We start from the raw sequence: 18,492 nt of genomic DNA, 5'->3' as shown, positions 1-18,492 counted from the left end.
TTTTTATAAATTTTATTCATTTCAATAGTGGACGCTATGGATAACACACCATAATGAATAGAATAGACTTGTAACAGTGACGTAATTGTACATTTCTGTTGGTTTTACACAGACAAACCCTTTTGCTAAAGATACGTTTTCATTTAAATTAAGAGAATACATGCTATGTGAATCAGTTGATTGGAGTGGAGACTGGGCGACTCCTCGGGGATCAGCAATAGAGGAGCGAAGGCTAAAACCATCACGTCCTGTGATAACGCCTTCGTGACCAACATCGTGTTGGCCCGAGACCCTGGAGTGCAGTGAAGCGGCTCGTCGGACGCCCCCAGGAAAGCGCCCAGTCGGAACGGAAATCAACCCTACGCTATGCTGAGGAGCTGGAATTTCCAATAAATTTGGGTACATCATTGAAAGTTGAGGATGACATTTTGTTAAAACGTATGTCATGTGAATCAGTTGATTGGAGTGGAGGCTGGGTGACTCCTTGGGGATTAGCGTCACAGATGAGACCCTGGAGCGAGCAGCGCGAGTGAAGCGGCTCATCGGACGCCCCCAGGAAAGCACCCAGCCGGAACGGAAATCACCCCACGTTATGATGATGAGCTAGCAAAAAATAATATAATTCATGTTGGGTTTTTATACTCTGAATATTTTTTCTATAAATATGATAATCCTGTAAGAGAGGTAAACTGTAGATAGTAATTTGTTCACCTTTCGTTCATTGCAGAATAAGTGTAAGCGTTCTATAATAGGGGTACTGAAGTTAAAGGAGTGCGTTCTGTATGCCACTTAGTATATTTGGTTTCCAAGCTTTATGGAGCCCATACTTAATAGGGGTTCTTGTTTTCATAACAGTCATCTATTTTCTAGTCACAACAAAGTGGCGCAAGGATTTTAAAGTAAGTGAGCCTTTGAAAAAGGAAGAGGCTATTTATTTTGTACTGGCAATGGTAACGATTTATATTATTAAAGGATCACCGATAGATTTAATGGCGCATATTATGTTTACGATGCATATGGTGCAAATGGCTATTTTATTGTTACTTGTACCGATTTTCATAATTAAGGGAATTCCTTGGTGGGTATGGAAAGTAGCGATTGAAGCACCGGTTGTTAAATCTTTATTTAAAGTATTTACACTCCCTGTCGTTGCGGTATTTGTGTTTATTGGTTTATTTTCTTTTTACCACTTACCTGCAGTATTAGACTACATTAAATTAACCGAAACTTTACATGGTACATATACGTTTGTATTATTTGTTTCTGCAGTTTTAATGTACTGGCCTTTGATTCAAAAGATGCCTAATCGTCCGCAAATGAAACCTTTGTATAAATTAGGCTATATCATTGCGAATGCGGTATTAATTACACCTGCGTGTGCGTTAATAATTTTTGCACCAAACGCTATGTATGAAACATATACAAATGGTGATGCATGGCTAAAGGCAATGGAACTTTGCGTACCAGTTTCCACATTATCTAGTTTATCTCTTTCAGGACCAGAGCTCTTTACAAATATGTCAGCTGTTGCCGATCAGCAACTAGGCGGTGTTTTAATGAAGATTTTACAAGAGCTTATTTTTGGGGTATTACTCGGATCAATCTTTATTAAATGGTATCGTTCAGAACAAAAGGATCCTGATAAAATTACTGCTGATGCATTAAAAGAACATCAAAAGAAATGGGAAAGTCAACAACAACATCAGTTGTAAAAAGAAACTTAAATTTGTATAAGGGGTTTTGTAAATGGAATTGCAAATTTTGCCTACTATAAGTACGTCATTCATCGTTATTAGTGCTGTACTTGTAGCTATTGGTTGGGGCTTAATTATAAAAGGAAAAGTAGAGGCACATAAAAAAGTAATGCTTGCAGCAGGAGTTGCAGCACTTATCTTCTTTATTATATATGCTACACGTACAGTCTTTATTGGTAACACGGCTTTTGGTGGCGGAGAAGATTTAAAGCCATATTATACTTTCTTCTTAATTTTCCACATTACTCTCGCAACAACTGGAGCAGTATTTGGAATTGTTAGTATTATTTCTGGTTTGAAAACTAATCTCAAGCTTCACCGTCGTATTGGACCGATTACAAGTATTATTTGGTTCTTCGTAGCTATTACCGGAGTTTTAGTATACATTTTACTATACGTAATGTTTGAACCAGGTGAAACAACATCTGTCTTTAAAGCTATATTAGGCATTTAACCTCTTTCGGCAGGTGTTTAAACATTTAGTACTACGCTTTCGCACAAAGAACATCTACCGGCTTAAACACAAAGCCAATTCAGGACGCAATTATGCTGAGGCATAATTGATAAAAAAAAATCTCCCTCCTTATTTTTGAGAAGGTGGGAGATTTTTTATGGATGTTTGATTAAATAGGGAAACGATGACAACAACGAGTAAAGGACCAATTAAAATACCGAAAAATCCAAACATTTTAAAACCGATAAACATGGCAATAAAGGTTGTTAGTGAGGAGAGTCCAACTTTATTTCCAATAACTCTAGGCTCAATCATTCGTCGAACTAAAAATTGTGCGATCGTAAGTATGACTAATATAAAAGCATAGATATATTCGCCTGTAAAGGCTTTGTATATTGCCCAAGGAATAAGTAAAATAAATGAATCTAAAAAAGGTACGAAATCTAAAATGACTAGTAAGAGTGCTAAAATAAATGGGAATGGTGTTTTAAGAAAATAAAAGGTTCCAAAAGCTATAGCAAAAATGCAAATACCAACTAAAAATTGTGCTTTTACAAAACCAAATAAAGCCAGTTTTACACGCTGTCCAATAAATAGTATTTTTTGATGATAGTGAAACGAAATAGGTGCTAACATTTTACGGTTAATATTCGGTAGTTCTAAAAGAAACATATATAGTACAATCCAATAAACAAAAATATCGAACAAGCGAGAAGTTATATACGTAATTGAAGATGACCAAACATTTACATTTGTTAAAGAAAGAGCATATTTCTCGATTGAAGATAGAGCCCGTGCTATCATAAGTTGAATCTGTATAACAAGATCTAAGGGCAAGTGATAAGTATAGTTGGAAAGCTTGGATTGTGTTTGAATCCATATTGCTGATAGCTGATTGAGGTACTCTGGAATATGAATGATAAATGTTGAAAATTGTTTCCAACTTATAAATATAATGAGAATACATAATAGTAATGTCATGCTTGAAAAGAACAAGAAAAAAATAGATGCGACTATTTTGCGTTTTTTTCGGAACCGTTTACTAATTCGTATGATGACAGGTTCCAATAATAATGCAGTTACGTAGGCAAGCAGTATGGGTAATGACAGGGATATAAACCAGAGAATTGCAATTCCGATAGCTATAACGATGATCGGATGGCGAAAAAAGGGGTGTTTTAAAAATTGTAACATTTATCTCACCTACATCATGTAAAAGATATAGTTAGTATGAGGAGAAATAAAATTTTTACTCAAAATAAAAAAGACTGGACCACCAGTCTTTTCAGATTTAGCTATTGCACTGCATGCTACTGTTGCCGATTTACTGTTAACCCTAATAAAAAAATAAAATAATTTCGATGTTTAATCGACATGTATGCAAAGTGAAAATAACTATCTAAAATTATGCATGAATTTCAAAAGCTTCTAGGTCTAATTTAACCTTTTTTAAGATTTCTTCACATTTTTTTACAAGATGAGCTGGATAAACTTCATCATCACCATACTCAACACCGTGTGGATAGTAGTACTTACCAAGTGCTGGTTTCATTAATGTTAGAATTGCATCGTGTGCACCAACATCACCAGATTTAGCATATGAGAATACACGTAGATAATAACGACCTTCGCGAGTATCGAAACGCTTATCAAATGTCATACGTTCGTAATCCCAGCCGCCATCACATTCTAAACCGTTTTTTTTCATGACGCTTACAATAAGTTCTTGATCAGCTGTTAAATTTTCAAGGTTAGTATTTTCGAAATACATCTATAATCCTCCTTTAGGTTCTCGTACAAAGTATACGCTCATTTTTATAATAGAGCATATTCGACATTGTTGCAATGACAACATTGTGTCAACCCAATTACAATTGATATAGTAAATAGAATAATGTGATAAGAAGGAGTCATGTATGAAAGCTTTATTTCGCATTTTTATGGCATGTGCTGCAATTGCATTGATTGGCTTTATGTTTTTTAATACACCACCACGTGAAAATGAGCCATTAAAAGGCCCAAATGCCAATTCAAATATTATTCCCAAAACCGAATTAAAACAGCCTGAAATGGGAGCAACGACACGTCCGAAAAGCGGGATGTCGACATTAATCGGTCAAGAAGCGAAGGTAGTTTTGGAGAAATATGGTGAACCAGCACGAAAGGAACCATCCTCCTTTGGATATGATTGGTGGGTCTATAACTCCAGTTCCTCTACATTTTTTATGGTAGGCGTTGACAATAATATTGTGACACAAGTTTACATTGCTGGTGAAGGTTTGGATGCTTCTCCTTTTAAGGTTGGTCAGAAGCGCGATGATATATACCGAATGACAATTATTGATTATGAAGTAACTGCGAATGTCGGTAAAAATATTTTCGTTTTCTCGATGAGTGAAGAAGATATGCAGACACGGCTGCTTGTAAAATTCGATGGGCTTTTTGCACAACTTTATATAGATAGAGAAACGGGTAAGCTACAAGGAATACGCTTTACTAATAGTAAAACCCTTGTTCTTCATCAACCGTATGAAATGACTTATCAAGGTGAGCTAGTTATACCAACACCACCATCTTCCTTTTTACAGCAGGAAATTAATGTAGCAAGTGCTGCACAGCTTGACGATTTAATAAATGTAACAAGAGTTCAACATGATTTAACACCATTAAATATTGATGATTCATTAGAAGAAGTTGCAAAAATGCATAGTGAAGATATGAAGGTTCACAATTTCCTTGCTCATGAATCACCAACAAATGGAGATTTAAAAAAGAGATTAGGAACACAGGGAATCGAATATAGTGAGGCGAATGAAAATCTTGCGACTGATTATTTTGATGCGATTGAAGCAATGCATGGCTGGCTTAATTCACCTGAGCATCGAAATGTCATTTTAAATGATAAATATACGACAGTGGGATCTGGAGTATTTTTAAACTATTATACGCAAATATTTTTAGAATCTTCTTCTCAGGGGCTGGATAGTGAGAATAAAGACTCTGAGGAACCAGTAGAAAATATTGATGAATCATCACCATAAATAGAAATTTGAGACTGAAGATAAACTTGGCGAAATCAAGTTTATTTTCAGTCTTTTTCATTTTTAACTTCTTTCAGCAATTGTATTGTATAGCGAAAGCGAAGCGTCAGCTACAAATGTTTTATGTAACGTAAGTGAAACGTCAGTTACAAATGTCTTTTGTACCGAAAAGCGTAGAAAAGGTACATAAGACTCCCACCTCTATAGGTGAGATTAAGCACAATAATCGCCTACATTTTTCGTCACATCGTTACATACGCCGTCATATGATAGAGAACCGAAAGGGGGAATGAAGCTTGCAATTAGCGGAGCTATTAAAAGATTGGCCATGTAGCGTAACTGGAGGATCTATTCGCACAACTATTACAGGAGTCGAGGATTATGCTCAGGCAGTAAAACCTGGGGACATTTTTATTGTACGTAAAGGTAAGAAAACATCGGGAAGTCGTTTTGTAAAAGAAGCATTAGCTCGGGGTGCTGCCGCGATAGTATCAGAGGAAAGTATTTCAATGCCTATTACCGATCAAAATATTCCTTTTGTTTGGGTTCCAAATACATCCTTATTTTTATCGTATGCGAGTGCAAAGCTTTCAGCCTTTCCCGCAGAAGCATTAACAGTCATTGCGATTACAGGTACAAATGGTAAAACAACAGTGAGTCATTTTGTGAGCCAATTATTAAGAGCCCTACATAAAAACGTTGCAGTTATTGGAACTGTAGGATTTTTCATCAATGAACAGAAACAACAAACTGTGTATGAGCAATTAACTACATTACAGGCAAAAGAGTTGCATCCGATTTTAAAGCAATGTGTACGAAATGGTGTTACACATGTTGTTTTAGAAGCTTCATCAATGGGATTACAGCAAAATAGACTTGATCATTGTGATATCGATTGTGGTGTTTTTTTAAATTTATCGGAGGACCATTTAGAAGATCACGGAGGACTTGAGGCATATAAGCGTGCGAAAAAAAGGTTGGCAGATTTATCGAAAAAGCTAGTGCTAAATGGAGATGATAATTTTTGCCGTTCCGTCGGTATTTATGATAAGAAAAAATCCTGCTCATTTGGCTTTGATAATCATAATGATTTACATATCCAAATTGTCAGTGAATCATTTGGAAAAACGGTACTTTGTTTACAAACATCATCGACTGAGCATATTGTAGAAATCCCTTTTGTTGGTAAATATCATGTGCAAAATGCTGTAGCTGCGTTGATGACTTTATGGCGTCTAGGTTTCTCAATTGAAGAGATAGCAGAGCATATGTGGTTGTTAAGGCTACCAGAAGGAAGACTTGAGAAAATAGACAATCCATTTGGGATTGATGTGTATGTAGATTATGCACATACTGCAGAGGCATTACAGGCTGTTCTGCAAACTTTTGATCGCTCGAAAACCCTTTACCTTGTATTTAGCTGTGGGGGAAATCGAGATAAGGCGAAACGTTTTGCGATGGGAGCAGTAGCTAGTAAGTATGCGGATGTCATTTTTTTAACAACTGATAATCCGCGCGATGAAGACCCAATTTTAATTAATGAAAGTATTATTGCTGGTTTTACTGAGCAGCAATATTATGAAATCTATCTAGATCGGAAAGTTGCTATTCATCAAGCAATAGCAAAGGCAGAAAAAGGTGATATTGTACTTGTTGCCGGAAAAGGGCATGAACAGACCCAACAAATAAAAAATCAAAAATTCCCTTTTTCCGATCAACAATGTATTCGAGATTACTTTTTAAATCTTATGTCTAAGGACGGCGTTGAATGACAAAGAAAGAACCAGTCGCAATAGCAAGTTTTCGTCCTGTCTCATCCTCGATATCACATTCCATCACAAGTGTCTGACGCCCTTTATGTACGAAACGTCCACGAGCGATTAGTTCTTTATTAGTGGTTGTAGCAATATAAGAGATATTCATATTGGTTGTGACAACATTAAAGCCTTCTGGTACTGAACGTGAAGCAAGTCCTCCCATTGCTGCATCTGCAATTGTTGCAATAATCCCACCGTGTGGTACCTTAATGGTATTATGGATAACAGGTGTAATGGGAATGCGAACTTCGCTAACTTCAGGCTCAAATTTGCCAACCATGTGTAAAGCAGCATTAATATAACGTCGATGAATACCTTGTTGTTTATCGTGAAGGCCAGACAATAAATGTAGTAAAACTTCCTCATCTTCAGCTGTACTATGTTGTAAAATCTCTGCAAGTAATTGTTCTATTTCTTTTTTAGACGATGGTACCAATTTAAAAACTCCTTCTTTTAAAAATATCAATAATGTAAAATTACCATAAAATCTGTTATGATGGGAAAGAGATTGGGGGAATTAAAAATGATGATGACCTCTGACTGGGCAATCATTTTGGATGAGGCCGATGCGCTTTGTGAGATGATTCTTTCCTCTGAGCCTGCGAAAATGCTGCAGCAAGCATATGATGCTGTGTATAGCGATGTCCAAATAGTCGAAGCTATTTATGCATTTAATCGCATGAAAGAGCAGTATGAAGATGTACAACGTTTCGGAAAATATCATCCGGACTATCATACAATTATGAAATCGATTCGTCAGCAAAAGCGCGCACTCGATTTAAATGAAAAGGTTTCAGCTTTAAGAATTGCTGAGAACGATTTTCAAGATTTACTTGATCAAATAAGCTTACTTATAGGGAAAACTGTTTCAGAAGCGGTAAAAGTTCCTGTAAGTAATCCGTTCTTTGCATCAGGTTCTTCATGTGGTGGAGGATGTGGCTCAGGCGGTTCATGCTCTTGCTCTGCATAAACAAGGTAATACTTTTTTTAGACTGTATGTAAACTCGGGTGAGTTTCTATACAGTCTTTTTTATACTATGCTACAGTAGCGACAGCCATAAACATCAGAGTGTAATTACTGCAGAAAAATTGTATAGTAATTGTATAGGCGTTATGGAAATTAAAGGAGGATTAACAGATGAAGACTTATCGAATTGCCGTTATACCAGGAGATGGGATTGGTAAAGAGGTTGTACCAGCGGCGATAGAAGTTCTTGATAAAGCCGCTCAATTAGATGGCAGCTTTCAATTTGAATGGACAACATTCCCTTGGGGTTGTGATTATTATTTAGAGACAGGTAAAATGATGCCTGATAATGGTATTGAAATTTTGAAAGGTTACGATCAAATCTTTTTAGGTGCTGTAGGCATGCCAGATCTAGTACCAGACCACATTTCATTATGGGGGCTACTTATTAAAATCCGCCGTGAGATGAAGCAATCTATTAATGTGCGTCCAGCAAAGCTACTTCAAGGTTTGCCTTCACCTTTACGTAATCCAAATGGCTTTGATTTTGTTGTTGTACGTGAAAACTCAGAGGGAGAGTATGCTGAGAGTGGTGGCAGAATACATAGTGGACAGGATGAGGTTGCGATCCAAAATGCTATTTTCACAAGGAAGGGAACAGAACGTGCAATGCGATATGCATTTGAAATGGCAAAAACTCGACGCCAGCATGTTACAAGTGCCACAAAATCTAATGGAATTACATACAGTATGCCTTTTTGGGATGAAGTATTTGCAGAAGTAGGTAAAGATTACGAGAATATAGGACAAGTATCTAATCATATTGATGCTTTAGCTGCCTTTTTAGTAATGAAGCCAGAAAACTTTGATGTTATTGTTGCATCCAATTTATTTGGAGATATTTTAACCGACTTAGGTGGTGCAATTATGGGGAGTATCGGAATTGCTCCAGCTGCAAATTTAAATATAGAACGACAATATCCATCTATGTTTGAACCAGTCCATGGCTCTGCTCCTGACATTGCAGGACAAGGGATAGCAAATCCACTTGGACAAATTTGGACAGGCAAAATGATGCTTGATTTCTTAGGTTATCATGAGCTTGGCGCCAAAGTGCTAAATGCGATGGAAGCAACATTAGCTGAAGGTATTAAAACAGGTGATTTGGGAGGAAAAGCGACATTACGTGATGTAACGGATGCCGTATTACATCATCTACAATAAAGCAAAACTTTTGGAACAGTGGGGGTTTCTAATTTTGGGTAGGAATTATTAACACCAATCCCTAAATCTATTATAGAAACGAAGCGAGGTGTAAAATCAAAAGAGGCTGGGACAAAAAGAAATGTTAGACCTAGATATAATCGGTCTAACATTTTTTTGATTTTAAATAGGGAATTCACTTTGGTGAAGCGAAAAATTATTATCTCTTTTTGTTATTTTTCAAAATAAACGAGTTCTGTCCCAGCCTCTATTTTTTCCTTAACAATGTATCCCCAAGAGGGATTCCAACCACAACAACCAAAACCGTTAGAATTACCAGGGCTTGAAAAATAAAATACGCAACTTGATCGAACATCGTATCTCTCCTTCTTTTTTTAATAATTCCTACCTTATATTCTGTAATTATCCAACCCTTGTTGAAGAGAAATAAAGCACAAAATCATTCGTGCTTTTAATAATATAGTTTACTTCATTACGACGTATGTATGCACTTTTTATATTTTGTGATCTTCAACAATAGGTCGCGATTGTTTAATATAAGCTTCGCTGTTCTTCTTAAATTAACGAGTTCTTTAGTAGCAGAACTTTGAGCTGTTCAGACAGCTCTTTTTTTATTCAACTTCGTGGTAGAATAATAAAAAGATAAGACAAATGAACAATTATTTAATAAACTAACGATTATATATTAACTACTTTTGTAGGAGGATTACTATGTTAAACTTAACGGAATATTTGTACAAAAAGATAAAACCGATTATTGAAAATTGGAATGAGGAAGGAATATATGCATTATCTTTTTTTGTATATACAAATGAAGCTTCAGATAATATCCCTATTTTTGTAATCAGTTATAATACCGAGGAAGATTGTGAGTATAGTTCACAGCTCAGTGAGCAAAGATGGAATTACGCCTTTTGGAGACAAGATGAAAATGAAATTATTGGCGATGAAGAATCGACAAACATATTATTACAATGGTTTAAGGAAAATGGCATAAAAGATATTGGGTACGAGGACGAAACATTAATGTATGATGAGGATTATAATTATATAGGAAAAGGACCAAACGGATATTTTGAGTTTTTACAGGTAGTTTCTAATGTAGCAAAAAGATTACACGACAATAAAGTTATTATACATACTTTTAACAGAGAAATACCCATAATTATTCACGATTTGGAGTATTCTTGGTTTTCAGAAGAAACAACGAAAAATGGAAACCCTAATGGGATAGCCGAGATATTTTTAGAAGCATTACGTCTAGAATTTCCAGAGTGAATTCTTGTATATAAGCTTTCTGTGTAGGTAAGAGAGTTAGATTTATCCCCGGTACCCAATAATTATATAGGTAGAGAAATTAATAAAAGGTAAGGGCTGTTAAAAGAAGGCCCTCACCAATCAATGTGTTAACCATAATAAAATGGAGATTAGGCTCCATTTTATTATTCTTATTTTTGTAGTAATTCTACAGCAATATCAGGTCGATCTGTAATAATACCTTTTGCACCGTTTTGAATTAGTTTATTCATTGTTGCTACGTCATTGATAGTCCAATAATGAACAGGGATGTTTAAATTGTTCAGAAACTGGATAAACTTTGGAGATTCTAGTGTGATTACTCCTGATTTAGGCGGTATCTGGAATACGTCTACCTTTGGATGATATAAGTGTCCAAACTGGCTTGAGAAAGAAGCAAATGCTTTACGAACATCTGATTCACCTGCACCGAGCGCTACTTGATTTTGTGCATATAAATTAAAGCGATCGATCTGTTCACCGTAAAAGCTTGTGACAACTACTCGATTCTCAGCACCAAGCTCTTCAATTAAACGCCATAGTTTAGATGGCATTAAACTTCCTTCATACGTATCTGGTGCATCTTTAATATCAATATTTACTAACAAGTTTGGATAAGTTTCTAATAGTTCACGTAATGTGACAACATCTATTTTTTCATCTCGATAAGGAAATTCCATATCTAAATCTTCAAATTGATAGCCGTGGTTTAGTGCATTTATTTCCGCTAAAGTCATGTCTGCAACAAGTCCATAGCCATCTGTCGTACGATCGACAGTATCATCGTGGAAAACGATAATTTCCTCATCTTTGGTTAAGCGAATATCTATTTCAAAGCCGTCAACACCTAACTGTGCGGCTTTTTCAAAAGCAGGCATTGTATGCTCAGGTGCTATATGAGCACCGCCACGATGTGCGAGAATAATTGGGTGATCAAATTGTAATGCTTGTTTACCTTCTCGTTGTTGAGGTTTAGAAATAGCTTTACTACCTGCCCAAGCCGCTGCACTTGCCGCTGCGATTGCAAGCGCAATCTTTGTTTTCTTACCCATATTCGTCCTCCTTAACAATTAAATTAATATAAATAGTACTGGCAATTTCACTTTTTAACTTTTTTTAGCAATTGTTTTTGTAGCGAAAGCAAAGCGTCAGCTACGATTATGCCGAGGCATAATTGTGAGCAAACAAAAGTTCTACGTAAACTAGTACTCTATAACTTGCATAAGTGAATATAAAACTCTAAGTCAACGTTGTATGCTTTACCATTATAACGGAAAATTGAGCGTTCTGTCAGCTAAACTCTGTTGCTATCATTTTCCGGTCTATGGTATTCTTTTATGTAAGAAATGAGGGGAATACTATGAACGAACGCCAAGGACTAATCGTTTACGTCCATCAATTAAAACATGCGAAGTCTCTTCGAAAATATGGTCATGTTCTTTATATTTCTCGGAGGCAAAAATATGTGGTGATTTATTGCGAGCGAGAGGAAATAGAATCAATGACAACAAAACTACAACGCCTTCCATTCGTGAAAGACGTTGTAAAATCTTATCGTCCATTTGTTAAAACTGAGTATGAAAATGCAAAACCAGATAAAGCGAAAGAATATGACTATAAAGCAGGTCTATAATACTATGTCAACGCCGGGATGTAGTGATGAAGTCTCATTATTCCAATCAGGTATTGATAAAATAGTTTTGATTCCGAAAATATAGAAGAGTGCTTTATTTCTACAACAACCGCTTTTCTATCTAGTCGTTTAATACTTTCTTCAAACATTTTTTGTCGCTGTGAAGGCTGCTCTTCATTATAAGGGATGCCTTCTCGACAAATATAAATCGGCATGAATTTACTTTCACCGACTGGTTTTAAAGCGACTGCTAAAGAGGCAACCTTTTTTTCTTCTTTAGTGGATGTTAGTATAAAGGCTTGGTGGAAGCGATCTTGGTTGGTTTTCACTATTTCAAGTAGCTCATAAACATCACCATAGCCCTCACCTAATTCTATAAATTGTTGTGGCATAAAAATTGCACATCCTTTCCAATACACATAGTATCATGCTGCGGGAGGTCAAGCACATGAAATTTGCAATGAGTTTTTTTTCCATTCTAGCACTAATCATTACCGGAACGTTATTTTTTCAGTACCATGCTTATTCGTCTGACTTAGAGACAGGCAATGGCGAATTCCGTTATTCACAAGAGATAGAAATTGTCTATCGAGAAAATAGCTTGGATATTCGTCAACATTTTAAAAATTTACCCAACCAAAAAGTGAAGATAGAGTGGCCAGAAAATGCGATAAATCCTAGTTGCTTTATCGATAACGAAAAAAGCTGTGATCGCTTATCAAAAGAAGTCTCATATTTTGAAAAAGGGGAGACTAAATCACAATCTGTTTCATACATAATTCCGATTAAGGGTGGCTTAAAAGATAAAATGCTCATCCAAAATGTTTTCGCCACATTAACGAATGGTGAATCATCTTATTCTGTTGTACATATTTCAACGGATAGTAAAATTGTTGGTCAGTGGATAACAGGCTTGCCTTTAGTAGGTCAGCAAAAACTATCACTTGTTAACTATACAATGTTTAGTGGTTATGGTACAGTTCGTGATATTTATTGGCAGACGGGTAATTTAAAAGTACAAGAGCAAACTCCTGTGTTGTCTATTTATGCCCCGGGAGCTATTTCGAAGGATTTCTTGAAATCATTGGAGAATTTTAAGTTTTTGAATGATCAACATATTGCTATTATTCAAGAAAAGAATCCAGTGAAAGAACATGATGACCGACTTTTATTTTTACCAGAGCTAACTGAACAAGCTGTTGAACAGGAAGTTATACTGTCACAAATAAAGTCGCAATATAAGTTTAAAGATTCACCGGCATGGTTGCCAGAAGTGGTGGCATCCTATTTAGTGAAGGATACGATTGGCTCAGATAAAGCAAAGAAAATCGTGAAGACGTTAAAAGAATATATGACGGCTAATCAAGAGTCGGCATGGCAGGAAGCTTTGAATAAACTTGGGGAAGAGCCGATTTCCCCTGCTTCAATGGACGATCTTTTATCCGAGGTATTAGATGCAAAAACGTCTTATTTTAAGTTGAATGCTGCCCAAGAAAGTGGCACATATCCACTATTATTTGAGGATGACCGAAGTATTTACGTGAATGATGTTTTGAGAGAAGATGTTCATGTGATACTTTATGAAGGGCAAGTATTATATAACGCTGATAAATTGTTACCTTATTTAGGTTATACTGCTGGTGAAGGTGAAAATGGATATTATATCAATAGTGATAATCGTACCTTCCGTTTCCCTAAAGAACCAGGATTTTATGTATTTAATCAACGTAGATATTCGACTATTTCAGAACCGCTTATTAAAATTGCCAATAATTATTATGTTGAAGAAGCTTGGCTACAACGATTATTTTTAGTAGAATTACAAAAAAGTGATGGTCGTATCAATATTAAGTTATTAACACAAGAACAAGAATAAATTTTTTGCAGCGGAGGTTCGTCTTTCGCTGCAAAAATGCTTTTATCTTCAATCAGCAGGTTGTTGTTGCAGAAACAACAGGGTTTTGTCTGTGCGAAAACGAAGCGACAGCAACAACAGGGTTTTGTCTGTGCGAAAACGAAGCGACAGCAACAACAGTTTTTTTGTCTGTGCGAAAGCGAAGCGACAGCAACAACAGTTTTTTTGTCTGTGCGAAAGCGAAGCGACAGCAACAACAGGTTTTTTGTCTGTGCGAAAGCGAAGCGACAGCAACAACAATTACGCTAAGGCGAAATTGATTTATGGAAAAAGAAAGTACGGTGATTTGCCTATGAGAGTTGTAGCAGGAGAACGTAAAGGGATGCCTTTAAAGGCAATTGCAGGGAACACGACGAGACCTACAACTGATAAAGTAAAGGAATCCATATTTAATATTATTGGTCCATTCTTTGATGGAGGTATAGCGCTCGATTTATTTGCAGGGAGCGGTGGCTTAGGTATCGAATCTTTAAGTAGAGGGGCTGAACACGCCGTTTTCATTGAAAAGGATGCAAAGGCGTTCCAAGTACTACAGGAAAACATAAAAAAATGTCGTTACGAGGATTGCTCTGAGCTTTTTCGTATCGATGCGAAGCGTGCTGTGAAAGCGTTATTAAAACGTGATATTACGTTTAAATTAGTATTTTTAGATCCACCATATCATCTCAAAGAATATTATGACTTAGTGCAGATTCTTGTCGACAATGATAAAATTCAACATGATGGCATTATTTTATGTGAGCATGCAAAAGAAGTAGAATTACCACAGAGATTTGGGGATTTTGTATTAAAAAGACAAGAAACATATGGCGGAACGATTATATCCGTTTATCTTCATTCAGAGGGTGTCTAAACACCCGTGGAAATTGATCGTTGCATAGAGGGAGAGGGAGAATAAGTTGTCAGAGAAGATTGCTGTAGTTCCTGGAAGTTTTGATCCAGTGACATTTGGTCACTTAGATATTATAAAACGGGCGGCAGATGTATTTGACACAGTTTATGTTGCTGTTTTAAATAATTCATCCAAGCAGCCGTTATTTTCAGTAGAAGAGCGCATGGCTTTAATGGCGGAGGTTACTAAAGCATTGCCTAATGTACGTATTGAAAGTTCATCGGGGCTATTAATAGACTATGCTAAGGAAAAAAAAGCAAAAGCGATTGTTCGTGGTTTACGTGCTGTTTCGGATTTTGAATACGAAATGCAAATTACTTCGATGAACCGTTTTCTTGATGAAACCATTGAAACGTTTTTCATCATGACAAAAAATCAATATTCATTCTTAAGCTCAAGCATTGTTAAAGAAGTTGCGAAATATGGTAGTGATGTTACTGAGCTTGTTCCTGCTTGTGTTGTAGAAGCTTTAAAAGAAAAGTATGGGTTTGAAAAATAAACTAAAAAAGAGAGGCTAGGGCAAAACTGGCCAAAGCCTTGAAAAGCGCGAGAAATCAATTTTAGCAATGTTGATTTCTCGCGCTTTTTGGATGTGAATTTTTCCCTGTTTTTATTTATTTGACAAAAAATGGATTCTAGAATTATCATAATATTTTCTGCTATTTTATGTGGTTCTTCGGAGGGAAGTTATAAGAGTAGGGAAATGATTGAATTCCTCTGCTGTGCTTACTCCTAAGTCCGATCTTTACTCCTCGCTCCAATCAAAAAAACTTAAATGCTAAACCTTTTTTTACTCTAAAGAACGATTATTTATTTTAAGAAAAAAAGAGCATAAATAGTGGGTACAATGATTATGCTAAGTAGGCGGAATTTTATATAGGGTCGAACGGAAAGCTTGGCTGATTTCGCGATTACGAAAATTTGTAAGTGAATGCTTATACTTTGCATTGTTAACAACATAACAACTAGTAACGGTAAATATGGAAAGTTTGGAAAAGCTGAGACGGTCATTTTAAGACCATTTGTAACTTCAAGAATAGCGGCTATGGAAAGCTCAGCTGTATAGGGAAGTTTAGGTAGCAGTGAGTCTAAGCCTTGTTGGACAATCGTCTGGATGGTAGTGAAAAAAATTATTGTAGTTCCAACTAATAGTATTGTCGGTGCTGTTTCTTTAATGCTTTCAGAAAATGGTGCTGTATGCAAAGGTGTATTGTGTATGGAGATGCTAGGAGGATCTGTTTTACGAAATAAGAAGTAACCAGTTATTAAACAGCAAATATTAAAACTATGTAGTAAACATAAAAACATCCATCCGAACGTATTACTGTGTAATAAATCAAGGCTTACAAATCCTAGAACGAAAAGAGGACTAGGTGCGTGACATACGGCTAATAAAAAATTTGCTTCTTTTGGATGTAGTTGCCCACTGTTTTTTAAGTAAACAATCGTTGTTGCTCCAGATGGATACCCCCCGAGTGCGCTAATAATGTAGGCTTGTACGTATAGAGAAGCTCTTTTTGTTTTCGTTCGCATAGGAGCCGTTAAACGGAGAAGCCATTGCGTTAAAATAAGGTAAGGTAATAAATACGGGAAAAGGGCCTCCATAAATAGGTTTAAACCTAAATCAGTACCGTTATGAGCAGTTTGTGGGAATAACAAGAGTAATAGAATAAGAACTATGCAAATCGCTATTTGAATTATCGCATACATGTTATCATCTCGTTTCAACTTTTTGTCATTCACATAGGCAAATGCTAAAATCAATATATGTAAAAAAGGCAAAAACATGAACGTATGGTTTTGTGAGCGTCCTAGGAGGTGTTTTTCTTTGAAGAAAAAAATTAGTATTTATGCAGTGTTATTAGTCGTGATTTGTTTTTTAATGTTGTACCGACTAGACGCTTATATCATGAAGCCAGGAAGTGCTTATGATGTCAGTAAATTTGTTAACGTCGAAAATAGCCATACCGATGATAAAGGATCCTTGAGTTTAATGACGGTGGCTATGCAGCAAGCTACGCCTTTTTCATATGTATGGGCGAAAACTCAAAAATATCAAAAATTAATGGATATTGAACAAGTTCGAAATCCATTAGAGGATGAAGAGGAATATAATGTTCGACAGTTAAAATTAATGTCTGATTCTCAATTTAATGCAAAGTATGTAGCTTTTCAGAGGGCTGGCCTCCAAACAAAAATTCTCTTTAATGGTGTTTTTGTATTAAATGTATTAGATGGCGGTGCCTCGGATAATTTGTTAAAAGCTGGTGATGAAATTATTGAGGTTGATGGACAAAAAATTAAAAACCAACAAATGCTTGTAGACCTTTTAAAGCCGAAGCAACTTGGTGATAAGGTGACAATTAAATTTGATCGTAATACAAAAGAACAAGAGGTAACGATTGCATTAAAGGAAATCCCTGAGTCAGAAGAGAAAAGGGCAGGGTTAGGTATTACTTATACTGAAAGTAAATCTATTGAAACAAATCCAAATGTGTCAATGAAAACGGAGGATATTGGAGGTCCGTCTGCTGGGTTAATGTTTACCTTAGAAATTTTAGACCAACTTCTCGAAGAAGATTTAACGAAAGGTTATGCTATTGCAGGGACAGGGGAAATGCTGGTTGATGGCTCTGTTGGAAGAATTGGTGGAATAGACTATAAAGTCATTGCTGCTGATCGCGATGGTATGGAAATCTTTTTTGCACCAGATGATGAAATTACTCCAGAAATGAAAGCTAAATATCCTGAACTGGAATCTAATTATGCTACAGCAGTAAAGACTGCGAAAGAAATTGGAACAAAAATGAAAATAGTTCCGGTTAAAACTGTGGATGATGCGATCGAATATTTAAAACAGTTACAGCCGAAATAAAGTTTTTTCTGTAGCGTGGGGTTGATTTCCGTTCCGGCTGGGCGCTTTCCTAGGGGCGTCCGATGAGCCGCTTTGTTGCTGTCGCTTCGCTTTCGCACAGAAAACATCCGCTTCGCTGCAGGGTCTCGGGCCAACAAATGTTTTTTGCTCGAAAGCGTAGTGCTAACGTAGCGGCAGTAGCACCGATGTTGGTCACGAAGGCGTTTTCACAGGACGTGATGTTCTAGCCTTCATTCCTCTATTGCTGATCCCCGAGGAGTCGCCCAGCCTCCACTCCAATCAACCATTTCACATAGCGTATAACTTTTGCATTTCGCTCAAATGAAATAAAAAAATGGAAGAGCAGATGAATATACTTTCGTCTGCTCTTTATGTTATTGAAAGACTATGTCAATGAAATTATTTGCAATAAAGTAATGCTCTTCGACAAAACTACGGGGTTGATTTCCGTTCCGACTGGGCTTTGCCGCTGTCGCTTCGCTTTCACGCAAAGCAAAGCTTCTGGGGGCGTCCGATGAGCCGCTTTTACGTTTTATCTACCAACTTTTAAATTTTATCTACCAACTTTCACGTTTTATCACCTAACTTTTAATTTTTATCGACATCCTCCTTCAGAAGAACAAA

General features: G+C 36.4%; 18 protein-coding genes. 12 read left to right on the top strand and 6 right to left on the bottom strand.

Features of this window, described 5'->3' with window-relative positions; translation table 11 throughout:
* The first annotated feature begins 782 nt into the window (after positions 1-782).
* Together ctaG and ABH966_RS24610 are read left to right on the top strand one after the other, a co-directional pair.
* On the top strand, positions 783-1,712 hold the full coding sequence (ctaG, locus tag ABH966_RS24615) for a cytochrome c oxidase assembly factor CtaG (RefSeq protein ID WP_370083102.1): 930 nt from the start codon (positions 783-785) through the stop codon (positions 1,710-1,712).
* A gap of 34 nt (positions 1,713-1,746) precedes the next feature.
* Positions 1,747-2,208, top strand: coding sequence for a DUF420 domain-containing protein (locus ABH966_RS24610; protein WP_370083100.1), 462 nt, complete (start codon positions 1,747-1,749; stop codon positions 2,206-2,208).
* 129 nt (positions 2,209-2,337) lie between these two features.
* On the opposite strand, the gene ytvI is transcribed toward ABH966_RS24610, so the two are convergent.
* Complete coding sequence (ytvI, locus tag ABH966_RS24605; protein ID WP_370083098.1) at positions 2,338-3,402, bottom strand: sporulation integral membrane protein YtvI; 1,065 nt, start codon at positions 3,400-3,402, stop codon at positions 2,338-2,340.
* Between the two features lie 211 nt (positions 3,403-3,613).
* Complete coding sequence (locus ABH966_RS24600) at positions 3,614-3,979, bottom strand: YugN family protein (RefSeq protein WP_370083096.1); 366 nt, start codon at positions 3,977-3,979, stop codon at positions 3,614-3,616.
* A gap of 145 nt (positions 3,980-4,124) precedes the next feature.
* Between ABH966_RS24600 and ABH966_RS24595 the strand changes: the two genes are divergently transcribed.
* Both ABH966_RS24595 and ABH966_RS24590 read left to right on the top strand, forming a co-directional pair.
* Positions 4,125-5,249: a CAP domain-containing protein gene (locus ABH966_RS24595; protein WP_370083094.1), complete on the top strand. Its 1,125-nt coding sequence runs from the start codon at positions 4,125-4,127 to the stop codon at positions 5,247-5,249.
* A gap of 296 nt (positions 5,250-5,545) precedes the next feature.
* Complete coding sequence (locus ABH966_RS24590; RefSeq protein ID WP_370083092.1) at positions 5,546-7,021, top strand: UDP-N-acetylmuramoyl-L-alanyl-D-glutamate--2,6-diaminopimelate ligase; 1,476 nt, start codon at positions 5,546-5,548, stop codon at positions 7,019-7,021.
* Here ABH966_RS24590 and ABH966_RS24585 read toward each other — a convergent pair.
* Positions 7,002-7,502, bottom strand: a complete 501-nt coding sequence (locus ABH966_RS24585; protein ID WP_370083090.1) for a PaaI family thioesterase — start codon at positions 7,500-7,502, stop codon at positions 7,002-7,004. The two genes, ABH966_RS24590 and ABH966_RS24585, sit on opposite strands and share 20 nt — an antisense overlap.
* A gap of 87 nt (positions 7,503-7,589) precedes the next feature.
* On the opposite strand from ABH966_RS24585, the gene ABH966_RS24580 reads away from it, so the two are divergent.
* The 3 genes from ABH966_RS24580 to ABH966_RS24570 all read left to right on the top strand — a co-directional run bounded on the left by ABH966_RS24580 (position 7,590) and on the right by ABH966_RS24570 (position 10,535).
* Positions 7,590-8,036, top strand: a complete 447-nt coding sequence (locus ABH966_RS24580; RefSeq protein ID WP_370083088.1) for a YlbF/YmcA family competence regulator — start codon at positions 7,590-7,592, stop codon at positions 8,034-8,036.
* Between the two features lie 168 nt (positions 8,037-8,204).
* Positions 8,205-9,257, top strand: coding sequence for a tartrate dehydrogenase (locus ABH966_RS24575; RefSeq protein WP_370083086.1), 1,053 nt, complete (start codon positions 8,205-8,207; stop codon positions 9,255-9,257).
* Between the two features lie 711 nt (positions 9,258-9,968).
* Complete coding sequence (locus ABH966_RS24570; protein ID WP_370083084.1) at positions 9,969-10,535, top strand: hypothetical protein; 567 nt, start codon at positions 9,969-9,971, stop codon at positions 10,533-10,535.
* 170 nt (positions 10,536-10,705) lie between these two features.
* Here ABH966_RS24570 and ABH966_RS24565 read toward each other — a convergent pair whose 3' ends face one another.
* Positions 10,706-11,605, bottom strand: coding sequence for a glycerophosphodiester phosphodiesterase family protein (locus ABH966_RS24565; RefSeq protein ID WP_370083082.1), 900 nt, complete (start codon positions 11,603-11,605; stop codon positions 10,706-10,708).
* A 308-nt stretch (positions 11,606-11,913) separates the two neighbouring features.
* On the opposite strand from ABH966_RS24565, the gene ABH966_RS24560 reads away from it, so the two are divergent.
* Positions 11,914-12,186, top strand: coding sequence for a YlbG family protein (locus ABH966_RS24560; protein ID WP_132357596.1), 273 nt, complete (start codon positions 11,914-11,916; stop codon positions 12,184-12,186).
* Positions 12,187-12,188: 2 nt separating this feature from the next.
* Here the strand turns inward: ABH966_RS24560 and ABH966_RS24555 are convergent, their stop codons facing one another.
* Entirely contained in the window at positions 12,189-12,578 is a 390-nt protein-coding gene (locus tag ABH966_RS24555) for a DUF7147 family protein (protein ID WP_370083080.1), read from the bottom strand.
* Between the two features lie 56 nt (positions 12,579-12,634).
* On the opposite strand from ABH966_RS24555, the gene ABH966_RS24550 reads away from it, so the two are divergent.
* From ABH966_RS24550 to coaD, 3 genes are all read left to right on the top strand, one after another.
* Positions 12,635-14,062: an RNA polymerase II gene (locus tag ABH966_RS24550; RefSeq protein ID WP_370083078.1), complete on the top strand. Its 1,428-nt coding sequence runs from the start codon at positions 12,635-12,637 to the stop codon at positions 14,060-14,062.
* A 331-nt stretch (positions 14,063-14,393) separates the two neighbouring features.
* The gene (rsmD, locus tag ABH966_RS24545; RefSeq protein ID WP_370083076.1) at positions 14,394-14,954 is read left to right on the top strand and encodes a 16S rRNA (guanine(966)-N(2))-methyltransferase RsmD; all 561 of its coding nucleotides are present in this window, start codon (positions 14,394-14,396) and stop codon (positions 14,952-14,954) included.
* A gap of 46 nt (positions 14,955-15,000) precedes the next feature.
* Complete coding sequence (coaD, locus tag ABH966_RS24540) at positions 15,001-15,492, top strand: pantetheine-phosphate adenylyltransferase (protein WP_370083074.1); 492 nt, start codon at positions 15,001-15,003, stop codon at positions 15,490-15,492.
* 311 nt (positions 15,493-15,803) lie between these two features.
* Here coaD and ABH966_RS24535 read toward each other — a convergent pair whose 3' ends face one another.
* Positions 15,804-16,703 (bottom strand): hypothetical protein, encoded by a 900-nt coding sequence (locus ABH966_RS24535; protein WP_370083072.1) that lies wholly within the window; start codon positions 16,701-16,703, stop codon positions 15,804-15,806.
* 118 nt (positions 16,704-16,821) lie between these two features.
* On the opposite strand from ABH966_RS24535, the gene ABH966_RS24530 reads away from it, so the two are divergent.
* Complete coding sequence (locus ABH966_RS24530) at positions 16,822-17,868, top strand: SepM family pheromone-processing serine protease (protein WP_370083070.1); 1,047 nt, start codon at positions 16,822-16,824, stop codon at positions 17,866-17,868.
* Positions 17,869-18,492 lie beyond the last annotated feature (624 nt).

It is taken from the genome of Lysinibacillus sp. RC46, from assembly GCF_041262385.1.
Taxonomy (GTDB): domain Bacteria; phylum Bacillota; class Bacilli; order Bacillales_A; family Planococcaceae; genus Lysinibacillus.
The sequence above is the reverse complement of the archived record's forward strand: the minus strand, read 5'-3'. Positions and strand labels throughout refer to the sequence as shown.